We start from the raw sequence: 21,908 nt of genomic DNA, 5'->3' as shown, positions 1-21,908 counted from the left end.
ACTGCTTAAAGCAGTTAAAATACAATTATTATGAAAATAAAGCGAAAAAATTAGAGTTTACGGTAGTAATCTTCCAGAATCATATTGGAAGCATCCTGGTATTCTTCCTCGAGGTCCTCAAATTCTCTAATTTCTTTTCTATCTTTATCTGACACTGAAGAGAATACGGAAACTTCGGTTTCATCTAATTCAGAAAGATCTAAACCGTATACGCGATCAAAGATTTTAATTCTGATGAGATAGACGATTGAGAGAATGGCAATGAAGAATGGGGCTAAATATATAAGGCCATTAGTGTCCATAATATAAGTAGAATCACCATAGAAATCGTCATAAACTGTAACGGTTAACTGATAACCGTACATGATCGCTGGTATAAGTATTACGTGATACCACCAGTGTTTACAGGTGAAGAACCAAATGAGAAGTAGAAGTAAAGGAACAATTTTACCCAGATATGTCCAGGCTGCAGTTAGAACATTTTCGTAGTAAAGACTTTCGTATGTAAAAAGAGAAGTTTCCCAAATAGGAGTACTTGGGAAAATCTCATATAAATAAAATAAATATGGTGAAAACGCTATTGCTAGCGCGATAATGCTACCCAGCAGAAGGAACTCTGATCGTCCTTTTGTCGACCGCTTGCTTTTTGATTGGATCTTTTTGAACATCGTCATTAGAAGTTGTAGTTACAAAAAAACTTGCTCCAAATATAGCGGCTGCGAAAAATAATGCTTTTAGTTTCATCTTTATAGGTTTTTAAGATTGGTAATTCGTTTTGTTTTCTGATACAAACATATACCAAGATAAAATCCTATTAATTAAAACATTAGTCGTACTTTTGCAGCCTTTTTCGCGCCAAAAAATGGCCCAAAAATCATATCAAATTCTTTAGATATGTTAGGTTAAAATTAATTATAAATCGTTTAAGGAATTAAAAACATTTAATCCACTTTTTATATACACGACAAAAGTAATAAAATTCTTACAAACTTTTTTTCACTTCAAATTGGCGTCTTTTTCATTTCCTTAACAAAACTTTAACATTCGAGTGTTTTCAGAAAGCCATTTTAAGTGCAGTTTTTGGGTGTTTTCCCCCAAAAGGTTCTCCACTTTTTCCGGCCACTCAATTAAATTCCATTCTCCGGAAGACAAATAATCTTCCAGGCCAATGTCTAAAGCTTCTGTTTCATCTTCGATTCGGTAAAAATCAAAATGAAAGACAGAGCCCTCGTCTGACTCGTAATGGTTTACTAAAGAAAACGTAGGACTGGAGACGGGATCTTGTACTCCCAGGGCTGCTACCAGCTTCTTGATCAAAGTGGTCTTGCCAGCACCCATTTCACCGTAGAAAAGTAAAGTCTTACTTTTTGTGTTCTGCAGAATCTGCTCAACGGCTTTATCCAGTTCTTGAAGTCTATAGGTTAACTCCATGGTTCAAAATGTCAGATTTGGGACGATAAAGATATATAAAAAAAAGATAAGACGCTATAAATATTTGATATTCAAACACATACAAATGAGAAAAGTGTATTTAATCGAATATAATTGCATTTCATCGATTATTTTGGATTTAGGACTACAAAGGGGATTACAACTTCCTCCAATGAAACCCCACCATGCTGATACGTATTTTTGTAATAACTCACATAGTGGTTGAAATTATTAGGGTAAGCAAAGAATAAATCCTCTTTTGCGAAAATGAATGAACTACTCATATTAATAGTAGGAAGGTGCACTTTTTTAGGATCCTCAAAAGCCAGTACTTCTTTATTTTCGTAGGTCAGACTTTTTCCTGTTTTATACCTTAAATTCAAACTGGTATTCTTGTCTCCAATCACCTTGGAAGGATTCTTTACGTTAATCGTACCGTGATCTGTTGTGAGTACAAGCTTAAATCCTAGCTGTTGAGCCTTCTGAATAATTTCCAGCAAAGGAGAGTTTTTAAACCAGCTTTGTGTGAGACTGCGATAAGATTTGTCATTGGAAGCCAATTCTTTGATCACCTCCATTTCGGTTTTGGAGTGGGAGAGCATATCTACAAAATTGTAAACTACAACTGTAAGATCATTGTTTTTTTGTGTTTTGAAATTATCAACCAGCTTTCTCCCAGCTTTTAAACTGCTTATTTTGTGATACTCATGTTTGAAATCCTGCCCCAGGCGCTTTAATTGTTCTTTTAGAAAATCAGCTTCATAATTGTTTTTCCCACCTTCTTCCGGGTCATTTTTCCAGTATTCCGGGTAGATCTTTTCCATGTCGCTAGGCATGAGTCCGGAGAAAATGGCATTTCTGGCATACTGGGTGGCGGTAGGCAGGATACTGTAATAAGGTTCTTCGCGCTCTTTCTTATAATAATTATTGATAATTGGTTCGAGCACTTTCCACTGGTCATACCTTAAATTATCAACTACGATTAAAAGTGTTGGCTGTTCTTTGCTCAATTCCGGAAGGATCTTTTTTCTGAAAAGAGTGTGAGACATCACTGGGGGTTCTGAATCTTTCTGAAACCAGTCCTCATAATTTTTAGAAATAAATTTAAAGAACTGATTATTAGCTTCCAGTTTTTGCGATTCCAGAATCTCAAACATTCCTGAATCCTCAATATCTTCGAGCTGGATCTCCCAGTAAACCAGTTTTTGGTACAGCTCTGCCCATTCTTCCCAGGTGTTCACCTGGGCCATATCCATTGCAATTTTTCGAAATTCCTGCTGGTAGCTGGAAGTGGTCTTTTCAGAAACCAGGCGAGAATGGTCGAGATTCTTTTTTAAGCTGAGTAAAATTTGTTTAGGGTTTACAGGTTTGATCAGGTAGTCGGCAATTTTGGAGCCAATGGCTTCTTCCATTATATACTCCTCTTCACTTTTGGTGATCATCACAACCGGAAGAGTATCTCGCTTTTCTTTGATTTCAGCCAGTGTTTCGAGGCCGGTTAAACCAGGCATATTCTCATCCAGGAAGACAATATCATAATTTTCTTTTTCTATTTGTTCGATGGCTTCCGTTCCGCTGCGGCAGGTGCTTACGTCATAAGCTTTGGACTCAAGGAACATGATGTGGGGTTTAAGTAAATCTATCTCGTCATCTACCCAAAGTATCTTGATATTGTTCATTCTGTGTTTATTTAGTTGGTTCTGGAGAGCAGGATTTTCCCAGGCTCATTCCATATATGTATCTTTGTTTAAATTATCAATTTCAAATAGTTGGCTTCACAATCGAAACTCAAGATATTAAACGATCCTATTTACGGATTTATTACCGTTCCCAGCGACCGTATATTTAAGATCATTGAACACCCTTACTTTCAAAGATTACGCCGAATTTCCCAAATGGGACTTTCTTATTTGGTTTATCCCGGTGCCCATCACACCCGTTTTCACCATGCTCTTGGCTGCGTGCACCTCATGCAAAAAGCTGTTAGAGTGCTAAGATATAAGGGCGTGGAAATATCCGCAAAAGAAGAAGAGGCGCTGTTAATAGCCATTCTAATGCATGATATTGGGCATGGCCCTTTTAGTCATGCCATGGAACATACACTGGTGGAAGGAGTGGACCACGAGTCGATTTCCCTGCTTTTCATGCAGGATCTTAACGGAAAGTTTAACCAAAGTTTAACGCTTGCCATAGATATTTTCAAAGGCTCCTATAACCGGAAGTTCATGAACCAGCTAATTTCCAGTCAGCTTGACATGGACCGCCTGGATTACCTGAAGCGCGACAGTTTTTATACCGGTGCCGTGGAGGGCAATATTAACAGCGAGCGATTGATCACTATGTTGAATGTTGTGGATGATCAACTGGTAATTGAGGAAAAAGGCATTTATTCCGTGGAAAAATTTTTAATAGGCCGCCGATTGATGTATTGGCAGGTCTACCTGCATAAAACCAGTCTGGTTGCCGAACAATTGATCATTCGGGTCTTGAAGCGAGCGAAGGAATTGATCAGTGAAGGGAAAGAACTGCACTGCAGTACGGCGCTGTCTTTTTTTCTGAATAACCCCGTCACACTGGAAAATTTTGATGCCAAAACCCTGGAGATGTTCGCGAGGCTGGATGATAACGACGTGATTTCAGCAATGAAAGAATGGATGCATTGCGAGGATTTTGTGCTGAAGAACCTATGTGAAATGATTATCAACCGGGATTTGCTGAAGGTCAAAATCAAGAAGAAAAAACCTTCAGCAGAAAAAATGGAGGAACGCAGTCTGGCGCTTCAGAAGAAATACGGAATTTCAGAACATGAAGCTTCGTATTTTGTGTTTGACGGTAAGATTGAAAACCAGGCCTATAAACGTGAAAAAGACAACATCCATATTCTGCATAAGAATGGAAAGATTAGTGATGTGGTAAAAGTTTCAGATCAATTCAACCTGAAAGCGCTTACCAATACCGTGACCAAATACTATATGTGTTATCCGAAAGTTAAAGATTAAAGCATTTTTTTTACTTTTGCCAGAATGAAGTTTACAGCAGCGCAAATCGCGGAAATATTAGACGGGGAGGTAGAAGGAAATCCTGAAGCCGAAGTCTCTGAGCTGGCAAAGATAGAAGAAGGTTCTGCCGGCTCCCTTACTTTTTTGAGCAACCCGAAATACACCTCATTTTTATATACCACCAATGCTTCGATCACGATCATTAATAAAGATTTCGAAGTAGATGAAAACGTGAATACCACTTTGATCAAGGTAAAGGATGCTTATAAAGCCTTTTCAACCCTGCTCGAGTATTATAACCAAATCAAACTCAGTAAATCTGGGATCGAGGAACCTCATTATATCTCAGGTTCTGCCACTTATGGAGAAGGGCTTTATTTTGGGGCTTTTTCATATATGGGTGCCAATGTCAAAATTGGCGAAAATGTAAAGATTTATCCTAATGTATATATAGGAGATAATGTGAAAATTGGTGATAATTGCGTCATTTTCGCAGGCGTAAAGATTTATTCCGAATCTTTGATAGGTAACAACGTTTACATTCATAGCGGTGCAGTGATTGGAGCCGATGGTTTTGGCTTTAGTCCTGATGATAAAGGTGAATACAGCAAAGTGCCGCAAATTGGCAATGTGATCATTGAAGATAATGTGGATATTGGAGCAGCTACGACCATAGACCGGGCTACGCTCGGTTCCACGATCATTCGCGAAGGAGTGAAACTGGACAATCATATCCAGATCGCTCATAATGTGGAAATTGGCAAGCATACCGCCATTGCAGCGCAAACCGGTGTGGCCGGTTCCACGAAGATTGGTCAAAACTGCCTTATTGGAGGTCAGGTAGGCATCGCCGGTCATCTTACTATTGGCGATCGCGTGAAGATCCAGGCGCAATCTGGAATAGGCCGGGATGTGAAAGATGATGAAATGTTACAGGGTTCCCCTGCGATTTCATACAGCAATTACAATAAATCTTACATCCACTTTAAGAACCTCCCGCAAACCATGAACACCATAAACAAATTGGAAAAAAAGATCAATAATGGCTGAGAATTGTTCCATGCAAAGAACTATTAAAGAAGAAGTTTCACTGGAAGGAGTGGGACTTCATACCGGTAAAAAGGTCAAGCTAACCTTTAAACCTGCGGCGGCCAATTCAGGCTATGTTTTTAGAAGAACAGACCTGGAAGGCAATCCGGAAATTGAGGCAGACGTTTCTTATGTTGTGAATACACGTAGAGGAACCAACCTGGAAAAAAATGGAGTAATGATCCAGACTTCGGAACACGTGCTTGCCGCGTGTGTGGGACTGGAGATCGATAATATTATTTTAGAGCTGAATGCTTCTGAACCGCCTATTATGGATGGTTCTTCCAAATTCTTCGTGGAAGCTTTGGAAAAAGCAGGAGTGGAAGTACAGGATGCTCAACGGGATGAATTTGTGGTAACTGATATTATTTGCTACCGTGACGAAGAAACCGGAAGCGAGATCATCGCCATGCCGGCAAAAGAATATCAGGTAACCACGATGGTAGATTTTGGAACCAAGGTTTTAGGAACACAAAATGCTTCAATTGAAACCCTGTCACAATTCAAAAGCGAAATTGCCGATTCCCGAACCTTCAGTTTTCTCCATGAATTAGAAGCGCTCCTGGAACACGGTCTTATAAAAGGCGGTGATCTGAATAACGCAATCGTGTATGTAGATAAGGAGATCAGCGAGGAAACGATGAAAAAACTACGCGTGGCCTTTAATAAAGATAATATTTCGGTCAAACCGAATGGGATCTTGGATAACCTGACCCTTCACCATCCTAATGAAGCGGCCCGTCATAAGCTGTTAGACGTTTTAGGAGACCTTGCTTTGGTAGGGACAAGAATCAAAGGGAAGATCATCGCGAACAAGCCGGGGCATCATGTGAATACGGAATTTGCCAAGAAACTTTCCAAAGTGATCAAAGCTGAAAAACGCAATAATGTTCCGAAGATTGATCTGAGCCAACCTCCATTGATGGATGTCAATGCCATTATGGACACCCTGCCACACCGCAGTCCGTTTTTGTTGGTAGACAAGATCTACGAACTTTCAGAAAATCATGTGATTGGTGTGAAAAATGTCACTATGAATGAGCCGTTTTTTGTAGGACATTTTCCGGGGAAACCGGTAATGCCGGGAGTACTTCAGGTAGAGGCGATGGCGCAGACTGGTGGGATTTTAGCACTGAAATCGGTTCCTGATCCTGAAAATTACCTCACCTATTTCATGAAGATCGATAATGTGCGTTTCAAGCAACAGGTGGTTCCGGGGGATACGTTGATTTTCAAACTGGAATTACTGGCACCAATCAGGAGAGGGATTTGCCAGATGCAGGCCTATGCCTATGTTAATGGGAAGCTCGCTACAGAAGCCATTTTGATGGCACAAATTGTAAAATCTAAATAAGCATTATGAACCAACCTTTAGCATATGTGCATCCAGGTGCGAAAATCGCCAAAAATGTGGTGATCGAACCTTTTGCGACCATCCATAATAATGTGGTGATCGGCGAAGGTACCTGGATTGGTTCCAACGTAACAATCATGGAAGGGGCACGAATCGGGAAAAACTGTAGTATTTTCCCGGGAGCCGTGATTTCCGCCGTTCCTCAGGATAAAAAATTTAACGACGAAGACACACTTACGATCATTGGGGATAACACCACCATTCGTGAATGCGTGACCATCAATCGCGGGACGACAGATCGCATGAAAACAGTAGTGGGAAACAACTGCTGGATCATGGCATACTGCCACATTGCCCACGATTGTATTGTTGGTGATAACTGTATCTTTTCCAATAACAGTACCCTCGCCGGGCATATTAATGTTGGTGAATATGTGGTACTTGCGGGAATGGCTGCCATTCAGCAGTTTTGTAGCATCGGGAAGCATGCTTTTGTAACTGGTGGATCACTGGTTCGTAAGGATGTTCCTCCATTTGTAAAAGCCGGTCGTGAACCCCTTAGCTATGTAGGAATTAATTCCATCGGGTTGCGTCGTCGTGGTTTTACTACGGAAAAAATTCGCGAGATCCAGGATATTTACCGAATTCTTTATCAGAAAAATTATAATAATTCCCAGGCAGTTGCTATTATTGAAGCTGAAATGCAGGCTACTGCCGAACGTGATGAAATCTTAGAATTTATTAAAAACTCTCAACGAGGTATCATGAAAGGATACTTCAGTTCAAATTAAAATAAAAAAATGGCTACTACCAGTGATATCAGAAACGGACTTTGTATCCGCTATAATCATGACATCTATAAGATCGTGGAATTCCTTCATGTAAAACCAGGAAAAGGTCCTGCTTTCGTGAGAACTAAATTGAAAAGTGTGACCACCGGAAAGGTTTTGGAGAACACTTTTTCCGCAGGACACAAGATCGAGGAAATTCGAGTGGAAACTCATAAATTCCAGTTCTTATATGAAGATGGCGAATTCTGGCATTTTATGAATGTAGAAGATTACACACAGATTCGCCTGACCGAAAATGCGCTGGATATGCCAAAATTGCTGAAAGAAGGCGAAGTGGTGACGATCCAGATCAATACCGAAGACAATATGCCGCTTTCAGTAGAAATGCCGGCCAGTGTGATCCTGGAAGTAACTCATACCGAGCCAGGAGTGAAAGGAAATACGGCGACCAATGCGACGAAACCGGCAACTGTTGAAACCGGGTTTGAGGTAAACGTACCCTTGTTCATCAATGAAGGTGATAAGATCAAGATCGAAACTGAAAAAGGTACTTACAAAGAACGCATTAAGGAATAATTTTCCGGTCTCATGAAATTTCCACGCCAGCATTCCTTAAAAGAAATTGCCACGCTCATAGATTGTGAATTTGTGGGGGATGCAGATTTTCCGGTTATGGGAATGAATGAAATTCACGTGGTCGAAAACGGTGATATCGTTTTTGTAGATCACCCGAAATATTATGACAAAGCCCTGAAATCTCAGGCCAGCATTGTCCTGATCAATAAGAAAGTAGATTGTCCTGAAGGAAAAGCTTTATTGATCTCTGATGATCCTTTCAGGGATTTCAATAAACTCAGCCTGCATTTCAAACCTTTTGAGCCGCTCGAAAAAATGTTGGCAGATGACCTGCAAATTGGGAGCGGTACCGTGATACAGCCGAATGTGACCATTGGTAAAAGGGTGAAAATTGGTAAAAACTGCGTGATTTATCCCAATGTAAGTATTGGAAACGACTGCGAGATCGGTGATCATGTCACTATTCACAGCGGGACTGTTCTTGGAGGTCATGCTTTTTATTATAAAAAAAGACCGGAAGGCTTTGATAAACTGCTATCCTGTGGGAAAGTGATTATTGAAGATCACGTCGAGATCGGCGCGAACTGCACGATAGATCGTGGCGTAACCGGAGATACCAGAATTGGGGCGGGCTCGAAAATGGATAATTTGATCCAGATTGGTCATGACACCGTAATTGGTAAAAAATGCCTGATCGCTTCACAGGTCGGCATTGCGGGTTGCGTTGTGGTAGGTGACGAAGTAACAATCTGGGGCCAGGTGGGGATTCGAAGCGATGTGCATATTGCCAAAGGATCGGTTATCTTAGCGCAAAGCGGAATTGGTAAATCTACGGAAGAGAATACCACTTACTTCGGAAGCCCGGCCGTTGAAGCACGTGAAAAGATGAAAGAATTGGTAGCTGTCAAACTAATTCCGAAATTGATAGCGAAATTAAAATAAGAAGATTATGAGTCTAAAACCCACGAAAGTTGTTGAAAGTTTTTACCAGTCCAACGATAAGGACGCTGAAAGCATCAGGCAATATCTCCACCCCGAGGCCGAATTGAGCTGGTATGGCACTACTGGCTTGAAAAATCTTGATGTGGAAGGAATTTTGGGCATTCGGGATGAACTTTTTTCTTCTTTTGATTCGCTTCGTGCCGAAATTGAAAAGATTTTCGCTAAAAAAGAAAATGTCGCAGTTCACTTTACCTACCACGTACGTACAATTGAAAACCCGGATGAGGAAATGCCGCTGGCACATTTCGTGGCAATTTGGGAACTGAAGGACGGGAAATTATTCAGAGGGGTGCAGGTAAGCCAGTTAGGAGAAGAAGTAGAGAAAAGCCCCTGGGCATAACTTCAGCATATATTCAAGCCCTCTTTTGAGGGTTTTTTTTAAATTTCGCCATTCTACATTTGTAGAATTAAATTTTTATTCTACATTTGTAGAGTAATAAAGGATATATGGAATTATCAAATTCGGAAGAACAGCTCATGCAAATGCTTTGGAAAAAAGAAAAAGCTTTTATGAAAGATCTAGTAGATGCTTATCCTGATCCAAAACCAGCTGTAACCACCGTGGCAACGCTCCTGAAAAGAATGCAGGACAAAAATTTTGTGGGCTACACTCAGGAGGGGCGTTCCCGGGAATATTTCCCATTAGTGAAGAAAAAAGACTATTTCTCGAACCAGATGAGTGGGATGATCAAGAATTTCTTTAATGATTCTGCCTCACAGTTCGCCTCTTTTTTCACTCAGGAAACAGACCTTTCAGAGAAGGAATTACGCGAGATCAGGAAATTGATAGACGAACGAATTAAAAACAAGTAGATGTTGGAATATTTGCTGAAATCGGGTGCCTGTTTGCTGGTTTTCTTCAGTTTTTACAAACTCTTACTGGAAAATGAGCGTTTTCTGAGCTTTAAGCGTTTTTACCTTCTTGGAATGATTGTCCTGTCGTTGGTGATTCCGTTGATCACTTTCAGCTATACGACTACGGAACCAGCGATTATCCGAGTGGTAGAGGACGCTAGTTGGCAAACGGCAAATACTCAGGCGCTGCAGGTATCGTTCTGGGAAGCATACGGGGCTAATATATTAATAAGTCTTTACCTGGTTGGTTTCCTGTTTTTCCTGGCGCGTTTTATTCGGAATTTCAGGAATATTCTCGAGCAGGTCAAAAATAATGAGCACTTGCCAGATTACCGGTACATTTATGTGCTGCTGAAAAAAAGACTCGATCCACATTCTTTTCTGAATTATATTTTTCTAAATCGTTCCGATTTTCACAATGAGCAAATTTCCGAAGCAGTTCTCGAGCACGAAAAGGCGCACGTGGACCAAAAACATTCTTTAGATCTTATTTTTATAGAAATCATCCAGGTGATCTTCTGGTTCAATCCGTTGATCTTTTTCATCAAAAGATCGGCTAAGCTGAACCATGAATTCCTGGCAGACGAGCAGGTTTTAAAAGGAGAAACCTCGGCATTCGATTATTCCAATATCCTTTACCAGTATACATCAAGGAGCTTTGAAAGTTCGCTTTCCAGCTCCATCAGTCATTCATTAATCAAAAAACGAATTATTATGATTAGCAAAGAATTTTCACGGAAGCGATTCTGGCTTCGATTGGCCATTTTTATTCCGGTCACTACCATGTGCCTGTATCTTTTCAACAATGAGATCGTGGCAAAACCTGCGGCGACTTTGATCGCAGAGCAGCCTGAAACAATGCTGGCCGTTCAGAAGACTAAAACCATCAGTGTTAAAGTGGAAGAGGAGGATATCTGGCTCAATGGGAAGTCGGTTAAATTGAAGAATTTTGCCAAAGCCATGGATAAGCTTACGTCTGGATGGACAACTTCCGAAATGCAGCAGCCGAATTTCAATGTCGATTTTTCCAATTCTTCAACGCCATTCATTAACAAGCTGAATGCCGAGTACAAAAAGTCTAAATTAGCGCAGGTTTCTGGTATTAATTTTATGGCTCCTCCAGCACCGCCTGCTCCAGCAGGAAATATGCCACCGCCACCGCCGCCTGCTAGGGGTGAAAATGCCGAGGTGGCCCCACCGCCACCGCCAAATCCTGCACAGGTAGAGGTGATCGAAGTAGTGGAAGACGATCCTGCTCCCGCAACTAAACGTGTCATTGAAGTGATCGAGGACGATGAAAAGCTTCGGGAGGATCGCATAAGACTTATTGAAATTCGGGAAGAACGCCGGGAGGAAATGGAACAAAAACGCCAGGAGTTGATGGAGAAGCAGCAGGAGCTTGCCGAGATGCGTAAGGAATTACGAGAAAATGAAGAACTCAGCAAAGCCGATCGCGAAAAAGCGCAGTCTGAAATAGACCAAAAGCAGGCCGAAATGAGAGAAGAGATGGCTCACGCTCGTGAGAAAATGGCTAAAGTTCGCCAGGAACAGCGGGAGGTTGCGAGAAGGCACATGCAACAGGACCGGGCAAGATTACGCGAAAGACCGCCACACCCGCCGGCACCGCCCAGACCGGAGCAAATGATCGATGAGATCGAAAGCAGTGGAGGTTCGTTTTACCTGAACGGCAAAAAATCGACTGCTGATGAGATCAGGAAGGTGGTGAAAACCAATAAAGATATCAATATCAATGTTCATAAAACAGAGAAGACTGGTGCAAAAATGGAAGTGACAACGAAAGAAGACTAATTTCAGCTGCCAGAATAAAACGGAAATCCCGGTCGGTTTGATCGGGATTTTTAGTTTCCGAAGATTTTAGCGGAATTTTAGCAATTTCCGAAGGAATAAACCTTAAAATGGCTTTAGGTTTTATTCTGAAAAACCTACTTTTGTAATCCAAAAATCAAAAAGCACTTATGAGCGTTTTAGTAAATAAAGATTCTAAAGTAATCGTGCAGGGATTTACCGGAAGTGAAGGGACATTCCACGCCGAACAAATGATAGAGTACGGTACCAACGTTGTTGGAGGTGTAACTCCTGGAAAAGGAGGACAAAAGCACCTGAACAAGCCGGTTTTCAATACAGTTTCTGAGGCTGTGGAGAAGACTGGAGCAGATGTTTCGATCATTTTTGTTCCGCCGGCGTTCGCTGCCGATGCTATAATGGAAGCTGCTGATGCGGGTATCAAAGTGATCATTACCATCACAGAAGGTATCCCGGTTGCCGATATGGTCAAAGCTTCAGATTATATCAAAGATCGCGACTGTAGACTAATTGGACCTAACTGTCCTGGAGTGATCACTCCAGGTGAAGCCAAAGTTGGTATCATGCCAGGTTTTGTGTTCAAAAAAGGAAAAGTTGGAATCGTTTCTAAATCCGGTACGCTTACTTACGAGGCGGCAGATCAGGTGGTGAAGCAAGGTCTTGGTATCACTACAGCGATTGGTATTGGTGGTGACCCGATTATTGGAACCACTACCAAGGAAGCGGTCGAGCTTTTGATGAACGATCCTGAAACCGAGTGTATCGTGATGATTGGAGAGATTGGTGGACAGCTTGAGGCTGATGCTGCTAAATGGGTAAAGGATAACGGAAATAAAAAGCCTGTTGTTGGTTTTATTGCTGGTGAAACGGCTCCAGCCGGTCGTACCATGGGTCACGCCGGGGCGATAGTAGGTGGTAGTGAAGACACTGCACAAGCTAAGAAGAAAATCCTTGCTGAAAACGGTATTCACGTAGTAGATTCTCCTGCCGAGATCGGAGCGAAAGTTGCCGAAGTACTGAAAGGCTAATCTTTTTACATACATTTTTAAAATCCTTCTGAAAGCTGCTTGATCCAAGGTGATTTTCAGAGGGATTTTTTTATGCAAAGCCCTCTGGGAATTCCTATATTTGAAAAACAATTAACCAATTTGTAGTAAAATGAAATTATTAGAAGGAAAAAATGCCATTATCACCGGTGGGAGCCGCGGAATCGGGAAAGGTATCGCGATGGTTTTCGCAGAACATGGTGCCAATGTGGCTTTTACTTATAATTCTTCGGCTGAATCTGCTGAAGCACTTGCCAGAGAACTTTCAGAAAAAGGCGTCAAAGCCAAAGCCTATAAATCGAATGCGGCAAGTTTTGCTGAAGCTCAGGAATTGGTAGATGAAGTGGTGAAAGAATTCGGTTCGATAGACATTTTGATCAACAATGCCGGTATCACGAAAGATAACCTGTTGATGCGAATGAGCGAAGAAGATTTTGACAGGGTGATCGAGGTGAACCTGAAATCTATTTTCAATATGACCAAAGCAGCTCAACGCACGTTCCTGAAACAACGTAGCGGGAGCATTATCAATATGAGTTCTGTTGTGGGCGTCACCGGAAATGCTGGGCAGTCCAACTACGCTGCTTCCAAAGCGGGGATCATTGGTTTTTCCAAGTCTATGGCGCAGGAATTAGGCTCCAGGAACATTCGTACCAACGTGATCGCCCCTGGGTTCATTGAAACGGAAATGACCGAAAAACTGGACGAGAAGACCGTTCAGGGCTGGAGGGATGCTATTCCGTTGAAACGTGGAGGAAAACCCGAAGATATTGCCAATGCCTGCGTATTCCTGGGCAGCGACCTGAGTTCTTATGTGACCGGGCAGGTGATCCATGTAGATGGCGGGATGCACACTTAAGACTTTTTGGGGAAGTCCAAGGTAAAAGCCTGAAATTTGATTATTTTGGAACTTTAGAAGAATTTACCTTAACTGGATGACTGCAACAACAATTGTATATATAACCCTGGCACTCGCAGTAGCGCTGGGGTTTGCTTTTTTTCAGTACCTCCATAAATCGCCGCGACGTTCGAAAGATTATATCTTTTTCGCCCTTCGAAGCACCTCCATTTTCCTGATTTTATTGTTGCTCATCAATCCCAAGGTTCGAAGCGTAACTTATGAACTGATCAAGCCAAAACTGGTCTTGCTGGTCGATAATTCGGAATCGATGGCGCTGGCTGAAGATGCCGCAGAACTGGAAAAGGATCTGGATATGCTAAAAGGCGATCCGGAAATTCAGCAGCGTTTCGATATCAGTAATTTTAGGTTTGGGGAAGATCTTCAAAGTGGTGATAGTATAAATTTTTCCGAAGGTTTCAGCAATCCGCAGCGCGCCATGGAACAGACCGAAGATATTTTCCAGAGTGCCAGCGGCGCCTTGCTGCTTTTCAGTGACGGGAACCAGACGCTAGGACGTGACTATCGCTATTTCCGGCAATCAGACGGCATGAAGCTGTTTCCTGTCGTTCTTGGAGATACTGCAACCTATAGCGATCTGTCTATAGAACGGCTAAATGTCAATCGCTATGCTTTTCTGAACAATCGCTTTCCGGTGGAAATCTTTCTGAATTATAAGGGTGCCAGAAACGTCGAAACCAGGCTGCAGCTGTTTTCAGGAAATTCAGTGGTATTTAGTAAAAAACTTAATTTCTCCGAAGACCATACTTCGGAAATTGTACGCTCAGAATTACAGGCTGGAAGCGTTGGGGTCAAAACTTTCCGCGTTCAGGTGGAGCCCTTGCAAAACGAAAAGAATGTTGAAAATAATCAGCGGAATTTTGGAATTGAAGTCATTGATGAGCGAACCAATGTCCTGATCCTGACCAGTATGATCCATCCTGACCTGGGCGCTTTCAAAAAATTAATTGAATCCAATCAGCAGCGAAAAGCGGAGATCAAAAATTTTTCTGAAAATATACAAATCGAAGATTATCAATTAGTTATAATATTTCAGCCTGACTATTCATTTAAAGATGTATATCAGCGATTGGCTAAAGCTGGGAAGCCTTATTTTTTGGTTACCGGTTCTAAAACCGACTGGAATTTTATCAATTCCCTCCAGTTGGGATTGAATAAAAAAGCTACAGGACAGCAACAGGAGGTGTTCCCTGTTTTCAATTCACAATTCGGTACATTTCAGCTGGATGACATTGGTTTTGACGATTATCCCCCGCTGAGCATGAAATTCGGAACGCTGAATTATGACAGCAATTTTGAGGTGATTCTGGAACAAAGCATTCAGGGTGTCCAAACCGGTGAGCCTTTATTGGCAATTTCCAAAACCCGTCCAAAATTTGGATTTCTGATTGGTGAAAACTTCTGGAGATGGAGGGCCGAATCCTATTTGCAAAATGCTAATTTTGAAGCATTTGATGAATTCTTTGCAAAGCTAATACAGAATCTGGCTTCCCAGGAACAGAAGCAGCGCCTGGAAATAGACTATGAGAATTTCTATTACGGGAATCGCCAGATCAGGATCATGGCGCAGTATTTTGATGAAAATTATGAATTTGATCCCTCGGGGATCCTGGAAATTCGGTTAAAAAATAAGGACTCAGTAAATGCGGTTACTTCAAGTTTACTGCTGAAGAACAATCATTACGAGTTCAACGCCGGGGAACTGGCAGCTGGAACTTATGATTTCAGTATTACTGAAAAAACCTCTGGATTGAGTAAAAGTGGCAGTTTCCAGGTGATCGATTTTAATCCCGAAAAGCAATTTACATCGGCTAACTTAACCGGAATGAAGGAATTAGCCAACACGAACCATTCAGAACTGTATTTTAAAGATCAGCTTTCACAATTGAAGGACGAGCTCTTGAACAGCAGCGAATTTACTCCCGTGCAGAAAAGCCACGAAAAAGCTGTACCTTTGATCGACTGGTATTACCTCCTGTTTGTACTGATCGCCGTTTTTGCCGCTGAATGGTTTTACCGAAAATACTTAGGCTTAATCTAAATTCTAAATTATTTCAATATATGGAACGACTACCAAAAATTGGTATCCCTGTTTTTATAGCAATCATTATTCTGATTATTATTATCGCGAAATCAGCCGTGACCATTGATTCTGGTGAAGCCGGCGTGCTTTACAAGACTTTTGGTGGCGGTGTCGTGACCGATAAACCGCCTCTTTCCGAAGGTTTTCATGTGGTAGCGCCCTGGAATAAAGTGTATGTTTATGAAGTGAGGAGGCAGGAAATATTTGAGAAAATGAAGGTGCTTTCCTCTAATGGTCTGGATATTCAGCTGGATGCCTCGGCCTGGTACATGCCCAAATACAACGAGTTAGGGAAACTGCACCAGGAAATCGGGGAAGATTACCTAAACAGGATCATTCTACCCACCATTCGGTCGGCTGCAAGAAGCGTGGTAGGGAGATACACCCCCGAGCAGTTGTATTCCAGTAAAAGAGATGCGATTCAGCGGGAAATTTATGCGGAAACTAAAAAGATCCTGGACGATCAATACATCGTACTGGATGAGGTTTTGGTTCGCGATGTGACGCTTCCGGCAACGATCAAGGACGCGATCGAAAGAAAATTGCGCCAGGAGCAGGAATCGCTGGAATATGAATTCCGATTAACCAAAGCGGAAAAAGAAGCGGAAAGACAACGTATCGAGGCGGAAGGAAAAGCACGGGCCAACAGCATCCTGAGCCAGTCTCTAACAGATAAGATCCTGACGGAAAAAGGAATCCAGGCTACTCTGGAACTGGCAAAATCAGGCAATTCCAAGGTGATCGTGATCGGTTCCGGTGAAAATGGAATGCCGCTTATTCTGGGGGACAATTGATAAAAATTTCAAAAAATTTTTCTGAAAGCTTTTCCTTTTAAGATTTATACTTAGATTTGTAACCAGTTATGAGAACAAATTTCGTACATCATCATCATATTTTACCCCACGCTCAGGCGAGGTAAGATTGATATTGGTGTTATTGAAACCAAAATATCTGAAACCCGTTTGAGCAATCAAACGGGTTTTTTTATTCCTAAAAGATCAAAAAAGAGCTATGAAACAAAAACTGAGAATTGCAGTACAGAAATCGGGGAGACTTTTCGAGGATTCCCAGAGGATCCTGAAAGATGCCGGGATTTCCATCGATAATGGAAAGGAGCAATTAAAAGCATCCTCGCAAAACTTTCCGCTGGAGGTGCTATATCTTCGAAATGGTGATATTCCGCAGTATTTGCGGGATGGCGTAGTAGATGTTGCCATTATTGGTGAAAATGTGTTGATAGAAAAAGGTGAAGATATTGTAAAGGGCGAGAAACTGGGATTTTCCAAATGCCGTGTTTCGCTGGCAGTTCCAAAATCTTTCAAATATAACAGCATCCAGGACCTGAATGGCGCTAAGATCGCTACTTCTTATCCGAATACTGTGAAACAATTCCTTCAGAAAAGCAATATTGAGGCTGAGTTGCATATCATTAACGGTTCTGTGGAAATCGCTCCGAATATTGGCCTGGCAGATGCAATCGTTGATATCGTTTCCAGCGGAAGCACGCTCTTCAAAAACAATCTAAAAGAAGTGGAGGTAATCCTGAAAAGCGAAGCAGTTTTGGCCATTTCGCCGCAAATTTCTGAAGAAAGGCAGGCAATCCTGGAAAAATTGCAGTTCCGGTTGAAGTCGGTTTTAAACGCACGCACCTCCAAATATATCCTGCTGAATGCTCCGAATAATAAGCTGGAGGATATCATCAGGCTGCTGCCGGGAATGCGAAGTCCTACTGTTCTGCCGCTTGCAGAAGAGGGCTGGAGCTCGGTTCATACAGTGATCAACGAGCAGCGGTTCTGGGAAGTGCTGGATGAACTCAAATCTTACGGAGCCGAAGGTATCCTTGTCGCGCCCATCGAAAAAATGGTTCTTTAAATATCGAATTATAGCATTATGGATAAAATTATCAACCCGAATAAAAGTGAATGGGCTCAAATTCTGAAAAGGCCTACGCAGGAAGTTGCTGATATCGAGCAAACGGTCAACCAGATTTTTGACGAAATCAGGCAGAAAGGGGATGCTGCCGTGGCGAAATACACCGAGCTATTCGACGGTTTCAAAATGAATGAGCTAAAGGCTTCGGAAACGGAAATCAAGGAAGCAGAATCTCAAATTTCCGATGAATTAAAAGAGGCTATTTCCCTGGCGAAAGCGAACATTGAAAAATTTCATGCGGCGCAGCGTACTTCCAGGGTAAGCGTAGAAACCACGGCAGGTGTGACTTGCTGGCAGGAGAAAAAAGCTATTCAGAAAGTTGGGTTGTATATTCCCGGCGGTACGGCGCCTTTGTTTTCCTCCATTCTAATGTTGGCGATCCCGGCAAACCTTGCAGGTTGTAAAGAGATCGTCTTGTGTACGCCTCCCGGGAAAGATGGGAAAGTAAATCCGGCGATACTGTATGCCGCCAAACTTTGCGGCGTGACACAGATCTTTAAAGTTGGTGGGATTCAGGCGATTGGCGCAATGACTTTCGGGACCGAGAGTGTGCCACAGGTTTATAAGATTTTTGGTCCCGGGAACCAGTTCGTGACGGTGGCCAAGCAACTGGCAACAAAGTACCAGGTTGCGATCGATATGCCTGCAGGCCCCTCGGAACTTTTGGTGTATGCTGATGATTCGGCTGATGCGGCCTTTGTAGCTTCTGATCTCCTGAGCCAGGCAGAACACGGAATAGACAGCCAGGTGATACTTGTTTCAACTTCGGAAAAGATGATCGATGCGGTTTCCGAAGAAATCGAAAAACAACTGGCCGATTTGCCACGGCAAGCCATTGCTGAACAGGCGATTGGAAATTCCAGACTTATTTTGGTCAATTCCGAAGAGGAAGCGATGGAGCTCATTAATGAATACGGGCCGGAACATTTCATCATCTGCTCGGAAAATGAAGATTTCTTTACAGATAAAGTTCAGAACGCAGGGTCAGTTTTCATAGGGAATTACACTCCTGAAAGTGCCGGCGATTACGCATCTGGAACCAATCACACCCTTCCTACCAACGGCTATGCCAAGCAATACAGCGGCGTAAACCTGGACAGCTTTATGAAGACTATTACTTTTCAGAAGATTGAAGCAGAAGGAATTATGGAAATAGGGCCGTCTATCGAATTATTGGCAGAAGCTGAAGGTTTGGCGGCTCACAAGAATGCCGTAAGTCTAAGATTGAAAAAACTAGCCAAATGAGCGCTTTTCAACTGAATAAACTGGTCCGGCCTAATGTCGCGAAACTGAAACCCTATTCTTCGGCTCGCGATGAATTCAAAACAGATGGCCGAAAAATGGTATTCCTGGATGCCAATGAAAACCCTAATGAAAATGGGCTTAATCGGTATCCAGATCCGCAGCAGGTTAGCGTGAAATCCAAACTAGCGAAACTAAAAAAGATACCATCCACTCAAGTTTTGCTTGGAAATGGAAGCGATGAAGTACTAGACCTTATTTTTCGGGCGTTTTGCGAGCCGGGACAGGACAATATCATCACCTTGCCGCCCACTTACGGCATGTATAAAGTGTTGGCCGATATCAATAATGTGGAAAACAGAGAGGTGCTTTTAAACCATGAATTTCAGCCGGATGTAACGGCCATTCTGGAAGAAGTTGATGAGAATTCGAAGTTGTTGTTCATTTGTTCTCCCAACAACCCAAGCGGAAATTCTTTTTCTGAAGAACGTATTCTGAAATTATTGGCCGAATTTCCAGGCCTTGTGGTGATCGATGAGGCTTATATCGATTTTGCTGAAAATGAAAGCTGGATCGCTAAATTGTCAAAATTTCCAAATCTGATTGTTACTCAAACTTTTTCAAAAGCCTTCGGAAAAGCGGCGATCAGGTTAGGAATGCTTTTCGCTTCGGAAGCGATCATTGAAATTCTGAATAAGATCAAGCCGCCCTATAATGTCAACGAACTCACTCAACGGGAAGCTTTAAAAGTACTGGAAAATTCCGAAGAAATAAAAACGCAAGTTTCTGATATCAAAGGCAACAAGTCTATTTTAATTGAACAGTTACTTGAAATTGAATTCGTTCGAAAAATTTACAAATCTGATGCAAATTTTTTGTTGGTGGAAGTGGATGATGCGAACAAACGTTATGAGGAATTACTGAATATTGGTATCGTCGTAAGAAATCGTAGCAACCAGCCGTTGTGCGAGAATTGCCTGCGACTAACCATTGGAACAAAAACTGAAAATCAGCAATTAATAAACGCTTTAAAGAAATTAGACAATGAATAAGATCCTGTTTGTAGACCGCGATGGAACGCTGATCCACGAGCCTGAAGATTACCAGATAGATACTCTCGAAAAACTGGATTTTTACCCGGGAGCGCTTACATATCTTCCGAAGATCGCCAACGAACTGGGTTACCAGATCGTCATGGTAACCAACCAGGATGGCCTGGGAACCGATTCTTTCCCGGAAAGTGATTTCTGGCCCTATCAGAATTTTATTCAGAAAGTATTCGAAAATGAGGGTTTTCGATTTGAAGATATCCTGATAGACCGCACCTTTGCCAAAGACAATGCACCTACCCGAAAGCCCAATACAGGCCTGCTGGAAGGAAAATACCTGAACAATTCGCAGGTGGACCTGGAAAATAGTTTGATGATCGGGGACCGTTTGACCGACATGGAATTTGCTCTTAATTTTGGCGGAAAAGGAATATTTATCGATACTCATGCAGATCTCGGTGCTGATGAAATTAGTGGAAGACAGCAGGAAATTGAAGAGTGTATTGTTCTAAAAACCGATTCCTGGAAAGAAATTTATAATTTTCTTAAAACCATTAACCGCAAAGCTTCGATCGAAAGAAATACCAATGAAACGCAAATTGAGATTGAACTGGACCTGGATGGAACCGGGAAGAGCAAGATCGATACGGGAATTGCCTTTTTTGACCATATGCTGGACCAGCTTTCAAGGCACGGCCAAATGGACCTGAGCATCCAGGTAAGAGGCGATCTTGAAGTCGATGAGCATCACACCATTGAAGATACGGCGATCGCCCTGGGAGAGGTTTTCAGCAAGGCGTTGGGAAATAAACTAGGAATTGAACGCTACGGTTTCTGTTTGCCAATGGATGATTGCCTGGCACAGGTTGCTATTGATTTTGGCGGCAGGAACTGGATCGAATGGGATGCCGAGTTCAAGCGGGAAATGATCGGGAAGATGCCTACTGAAATGTTTTTCCATTTCTTTAAATCCTTCAGCGATGGGGCCCGGGCCAATCTAAACATTAAGGCGGAAGGCGTGAATGAACACCATAAGATCGAAGCGATCTTCAAGGCCTTTGCCAAGGCGATCAAAATGGCGGTAAAACGGGATGTTGAAAAAATGATCTTACCATCTACAAAAGGCATGCTCTAATGAAAATTGTGATTATCGATTACGGTGCGGGAAATATTCAAAGTATCAAATTTGCCATTCGCAGGTTGGGTTATGAAGCTGTTCTCAGTAGTGACGAAAAGGAGATCAGGAAAGCTGATAAAGTGATTTTTCCCGGTGTGGGCGAAGCCAGTAGCGCGATGCAAATGCTTCGGGAAAAGGAATTGGATACAGTAATCCCCTTACTAAAACAGCCTGTTTTGGGTATTTGTCTTGGAATGCAACTGATGTGCCGCCATTCCGAAGAAGGAGATACCACTGGTCTCGGGATTTTTGATGCCGATGTCAAACGTTTTCCAGATTCGGTTAAAATCCCGCAGATAGGTTGGAACCAGTTAACAAAACCTGTTTCAGAACTTTTTGAAGGTGTAGATCAGGGAGATTATGTGTACCTGGTTCACAGTTATTACGTTCCGGAATGCACGCAGGAAATTGCCGGAAGCGAATACGGAAAGGCTTTCAGCGTGGCATTGAAAAAAGACAATTTTTACGGGGTACAGTTTCACCCGGAAAAAAGCAGTAAAACAGGAGAACAAATTCTGAAGAATTTTTTAAAACTATAA

The 21,908-nt window shown here is 42.1% G+C and carries 22 protein-coding genes; 18 read left to right on the top strand and 4 right to left on the bottom strand.

Annotated features, from left to right (window positions below; genetic code table 11):
* Window positions 1-50 precede the first annotated feature (50 nt).
* The 4 genes from GRFL_RS18265 to porX all read right to left on the bottom strand — a co-directional run bounded on the left by GRFL_RS18265 (window position 51) and on the right by porX (window position 3,110).
* Complete coding sequence (locus GRFL_RS18265) at window positions 51-365, bottom strand: hypothetical protein (protein ID WP_236995833.1); 315 nt, start codon at window positions 363-365, stop codon at window positions 51-53.
* Between the two features lie 232 nt (window positions 366-597).
* The gene (locus GRFL_RS18125; RefSeq protein WP_162288261.1) at window positions 598-744 is read right to left on the bottom strand and encodes a hypothetical protein; all 147 of its coding nucleotides are present in this window, start codon (window positions 742-744) and stop codon (window positions 598-600) included.
* A 282-nt stretch (window positions 745-1,026) separates the two neighbouring features.
* Entirely contained in the window at window positions 1,027-1,431 is a 405-nt protein-coding gene (tsaE, locus tag GRFL_RS17275) for a tRNA (adenosine(37)-N6)-threonylcarbamoyltransferase complex ATPase subunit type 1 TsaE (protein WP_083645780.1), read from the bottom strand.
* Between the two features lie 128 nt (window positions 1,432-1,559).
* Window positions 1,560-3,110: a T9SS response regulator signal transducer PorX gene (porX, locus tag GRFL_RS17270; RefSeq protein WP_083645779.1), complete on the bottom strand. Its 1,551-nt coding sequence runs from the start codon at window positions 3,108-3,110 to the stop codon at window positions 1,560-1,562.
* A gap of 90 nt (window positions 3,111-3,200) precedes the next feature.
* On the opposite strand from porX, the gene GRFL_RS17265 reads away from it, so the two are divergent.
* The 18 genes from GRFL_RS17265 to hisH all read left to right on the top strand — a co-directional run bounded on the left by GRFL_RS17265 (window position 3,201) and on the right by hisH (window position 21,908).
* The gene (locus GRFL_RS17265; RefSeq protein ID WP_083645778.1) at window positions 3,201-4,430 is read left to right on the top strand and encodes an HD domain-containing protein; all 1,230 of its coding nucleotides are present in this window, start codon (window positions 3,201-3,203) and stop codon (window positions 4,428-4,430) included.
* A gap of 24 nt (window positions 4,431-4,454) precedes the next feature.
* Window positions 4,455-5,480 (top strand): UDP-3-O-(3-hydroxymyristoyl)glucosamine N-acyltransferase, encoded by a 1,026-nt coding sequence (gene lpxD, locus GRFL_RS17260; RefSeq protein WP_083645777.1) that lies wholly within the window; start codon window positions 4,455-4,457, stop codon window positions 5,478-5,480.
* A complete protein-coding gene (locus GRFL_RS17255) occupies window positions 5,473-6,873 on the top strand; it encodes a bifunctional UDP-3-O-[3-hydroxymyristoyl] N-acetylglucosamine deacetylase/3-hydroxyacyl-ACP dehydratase (RefSeq protein ID WP_083645776.1) in 1,401 nt (466 codons plus the stop codon). Before lpxD ends, GRFL_RS17255 begins: the two co-directional genes overlap by 8 nt.
* A 5-nt stretch (window positions 6,874-6,878) precedes the next feature.
* Window positions 6,879-7,664, top strand: a complete 786-nt coding sequence (lpxA, locus tag GRFL_RS17250; RefSeq protein ID WP_083645775.1) for an acyl-ACP--UDP-N-acetylglucosamine O-acyltransferase — start codon at window positions 6,879-6,881, stop codon at window positions 7,662-7,664.
* A gap of 9 nt (window positions 7,665-7,673) precedes the next feature.
* On the top strand, window positions 7,674-8,240 hold the full coding sequence (gene efp, locus GRFL_RS17245) for an elongation factor P (RefSeq protein WP_083645774.1): 567 nt from the start codon (window positions 7,674-7,676) through the stop codon (window positions 8,238-8,240).
* Between the two features lie 12 nt (window positions 8,241-8,252).
* The gene (locus tag GRFL_RS17240; RefSeq protein ID WP_083645773.1) at window positions 8,253-9,182 is read left to right on the top strand and encodes a UDP-3-O-(3-hydroxymyristoyl)glucosamine N-acyltransferase; all 930 of its coding nucleotides are present in this window, start codon (window positions 8,253-8,255) and stop codon (window positions 9,180-9,182) included.
* 7 nt (window positions 9,183-9,189) lie between these two features.
* Window positions 9,190-9,582, top strand: coding sequence for a nuclear transport factor 2 family protein (locus GRFL_RS17235; RefSeq protein ID WP_083645772.1), 393 nt, complete (start codon window positions 9,190-9,192; stop codon window positions 9,580-9,582).
* Window positions 9,583-9,689: 107 nt separating this feature from the next.
* Window positions 9,690-10,055 carry a BlaI/MecI/CopY family transcriptional regulator gene (locus tag GRFL_RS17230; protein WP_083645771.1) on the top strand — a complete coding sequence of 122 codons (366 nt, stop codon included), beginning with the start codon at window positions 9,690-9,692 and terminating at the stop codon, window positions 10,053-10,055.
* Entirely contained in the window at window positions 10,056-11,906 is a 1,851-nt protein-coding gene (locus GRFL_RS17225; protein WP_083645770.1) for a M56 family metallopeptidase, read from the top strand.
* A gap of 167 nt (window positions 11,907-12,073) precedes the next feature.
* Window positions 12,074-12,949, top strand: coding sequence for a succinate--CoA ligase subunit alpha (gene sucD, locus GRFL_RS17220; RefSeq protein ID WP_083645769.1), 876 nt, complete (start codon window positions 12,074-12,076; stop codon window positions 12,947-12,949).
* Window positions 12,950-13,079: 130 nt separating this feature from the next.
* Window positions 13,080-13,826: a 3-oxoacyl-[acyl-carrier-protein] reductase gene (gene fabG / locus GRFL_RS17215; protein ID WP_083645768.1), complete on the top strand. Its 747-nt coding sequence runs from the start codon at window positions 13,080-13,082 to the stop codon at window positions 13,824-13,826.
* A gap of 76 nt (window positions 13,827-13,902) precedes the next feature.
* Window positions 13,903-15,927 (top strand): hypothetical protein, encoded by a 2,025-nt coding sequence (locus tag GRFL_RS18120; RefSeq protein ID WP_083645767.1) that lies wholly within the window; start codon window positions 13,903-13,905, stop codon window positions 15,925-15,927.
* 20 nt (window positions 15,928-15,947) lie between these two features.
* On the top strand, window positions 15,948-16,763 hold the full coding sequence (locus GRFL_RS17205) for a prohibitin family protein (protein WP_083645766.1): 816 nt from the start codon (window positions 15,948-15,950) through the stop codon (window positions 16,761-16,763).
* Between the two features lie 217 nt (window positions 16,764-16,980).
* Window positions 16,981-17,841, top strand: coding sequence for an ATP phosphoribosyltransferase (gene hisG / locus GRFL_RS17200; RefSeq protein ID WP_083645765.1), 861 nt, complete (start codon window positions 16,981-16,983; stop codon window positions 17,839-17,841).
* Window positions 17,842-17,859: 18 nt separating this feature from the next.
* Window positions 17,860-19,146, top strand: a complete 1,287-nt coding sequence (gene hisD / locus GRFL_RS17195) for a histidinol dehydrogenase (protein WP_083645764.1) — start codon at window positions 17,860-17,862, stop codon at window positions 19,144-19,146.
* Window positions 19,143-20,195 (top strand): histidinol-phosphate transaminase, encoded by a 1,053-nt coding sequence (gene hisC / locus GRFL_RS17190; RefSeq protein WP_083645763.1) that lies wholly within the window; start codon window positions 19,143-19,145, stop codon window positions 20,193-20,195. Before hisD ends, hisC begins: the two co-directional genes overlap by 4 nt.
* Window positions 20,188-21,327 carry a bifunctional histidinol-phosphatase/imidazoleglycerol-phosphate dehydratase HisB gene (gene hisB / locus GRFL_RS17185; protein WP_083645762.1) on the top strand — a complete coding sequence of 380 codons (1,140 nt, stop codon included), beginning with the start codon at window positions 20,188-20,190 and terminating at the stop codon, window positions 21,325-21,327. Before hisC ends, hisB begins: the two co-directional genes overlap by 8 nt.
* The gene (gene hisH / locus GRFL_RS17180; protein WP_083645761.1) at window positions 21,327-21,908 is read left to right on the top strand and encodes an imidazole glycerol phosphate synthase subunit HisH; all 582 of its coding nucleotides are present in this window, start codon (window positions 21,327-21,329) and stop codon (window positions 21,906-21,908) included. The genes hisB and hisH overlap by 1 nt, the downstream gene beginning before the upstream one ends.

Origin of the sequence: Christiangramia flava JLT2011 (assembly GCF_001951155.1) — a bacterium.
GTDB lineage: Bacteria > Bacteroidota > Bacteroidia > Flavobacteriales > Flavobacteriaceae > Christiangramia > Christiangramia flava.
This window is presented reverse-complemented; position numbering and strand designations above follow the sequence as displayed.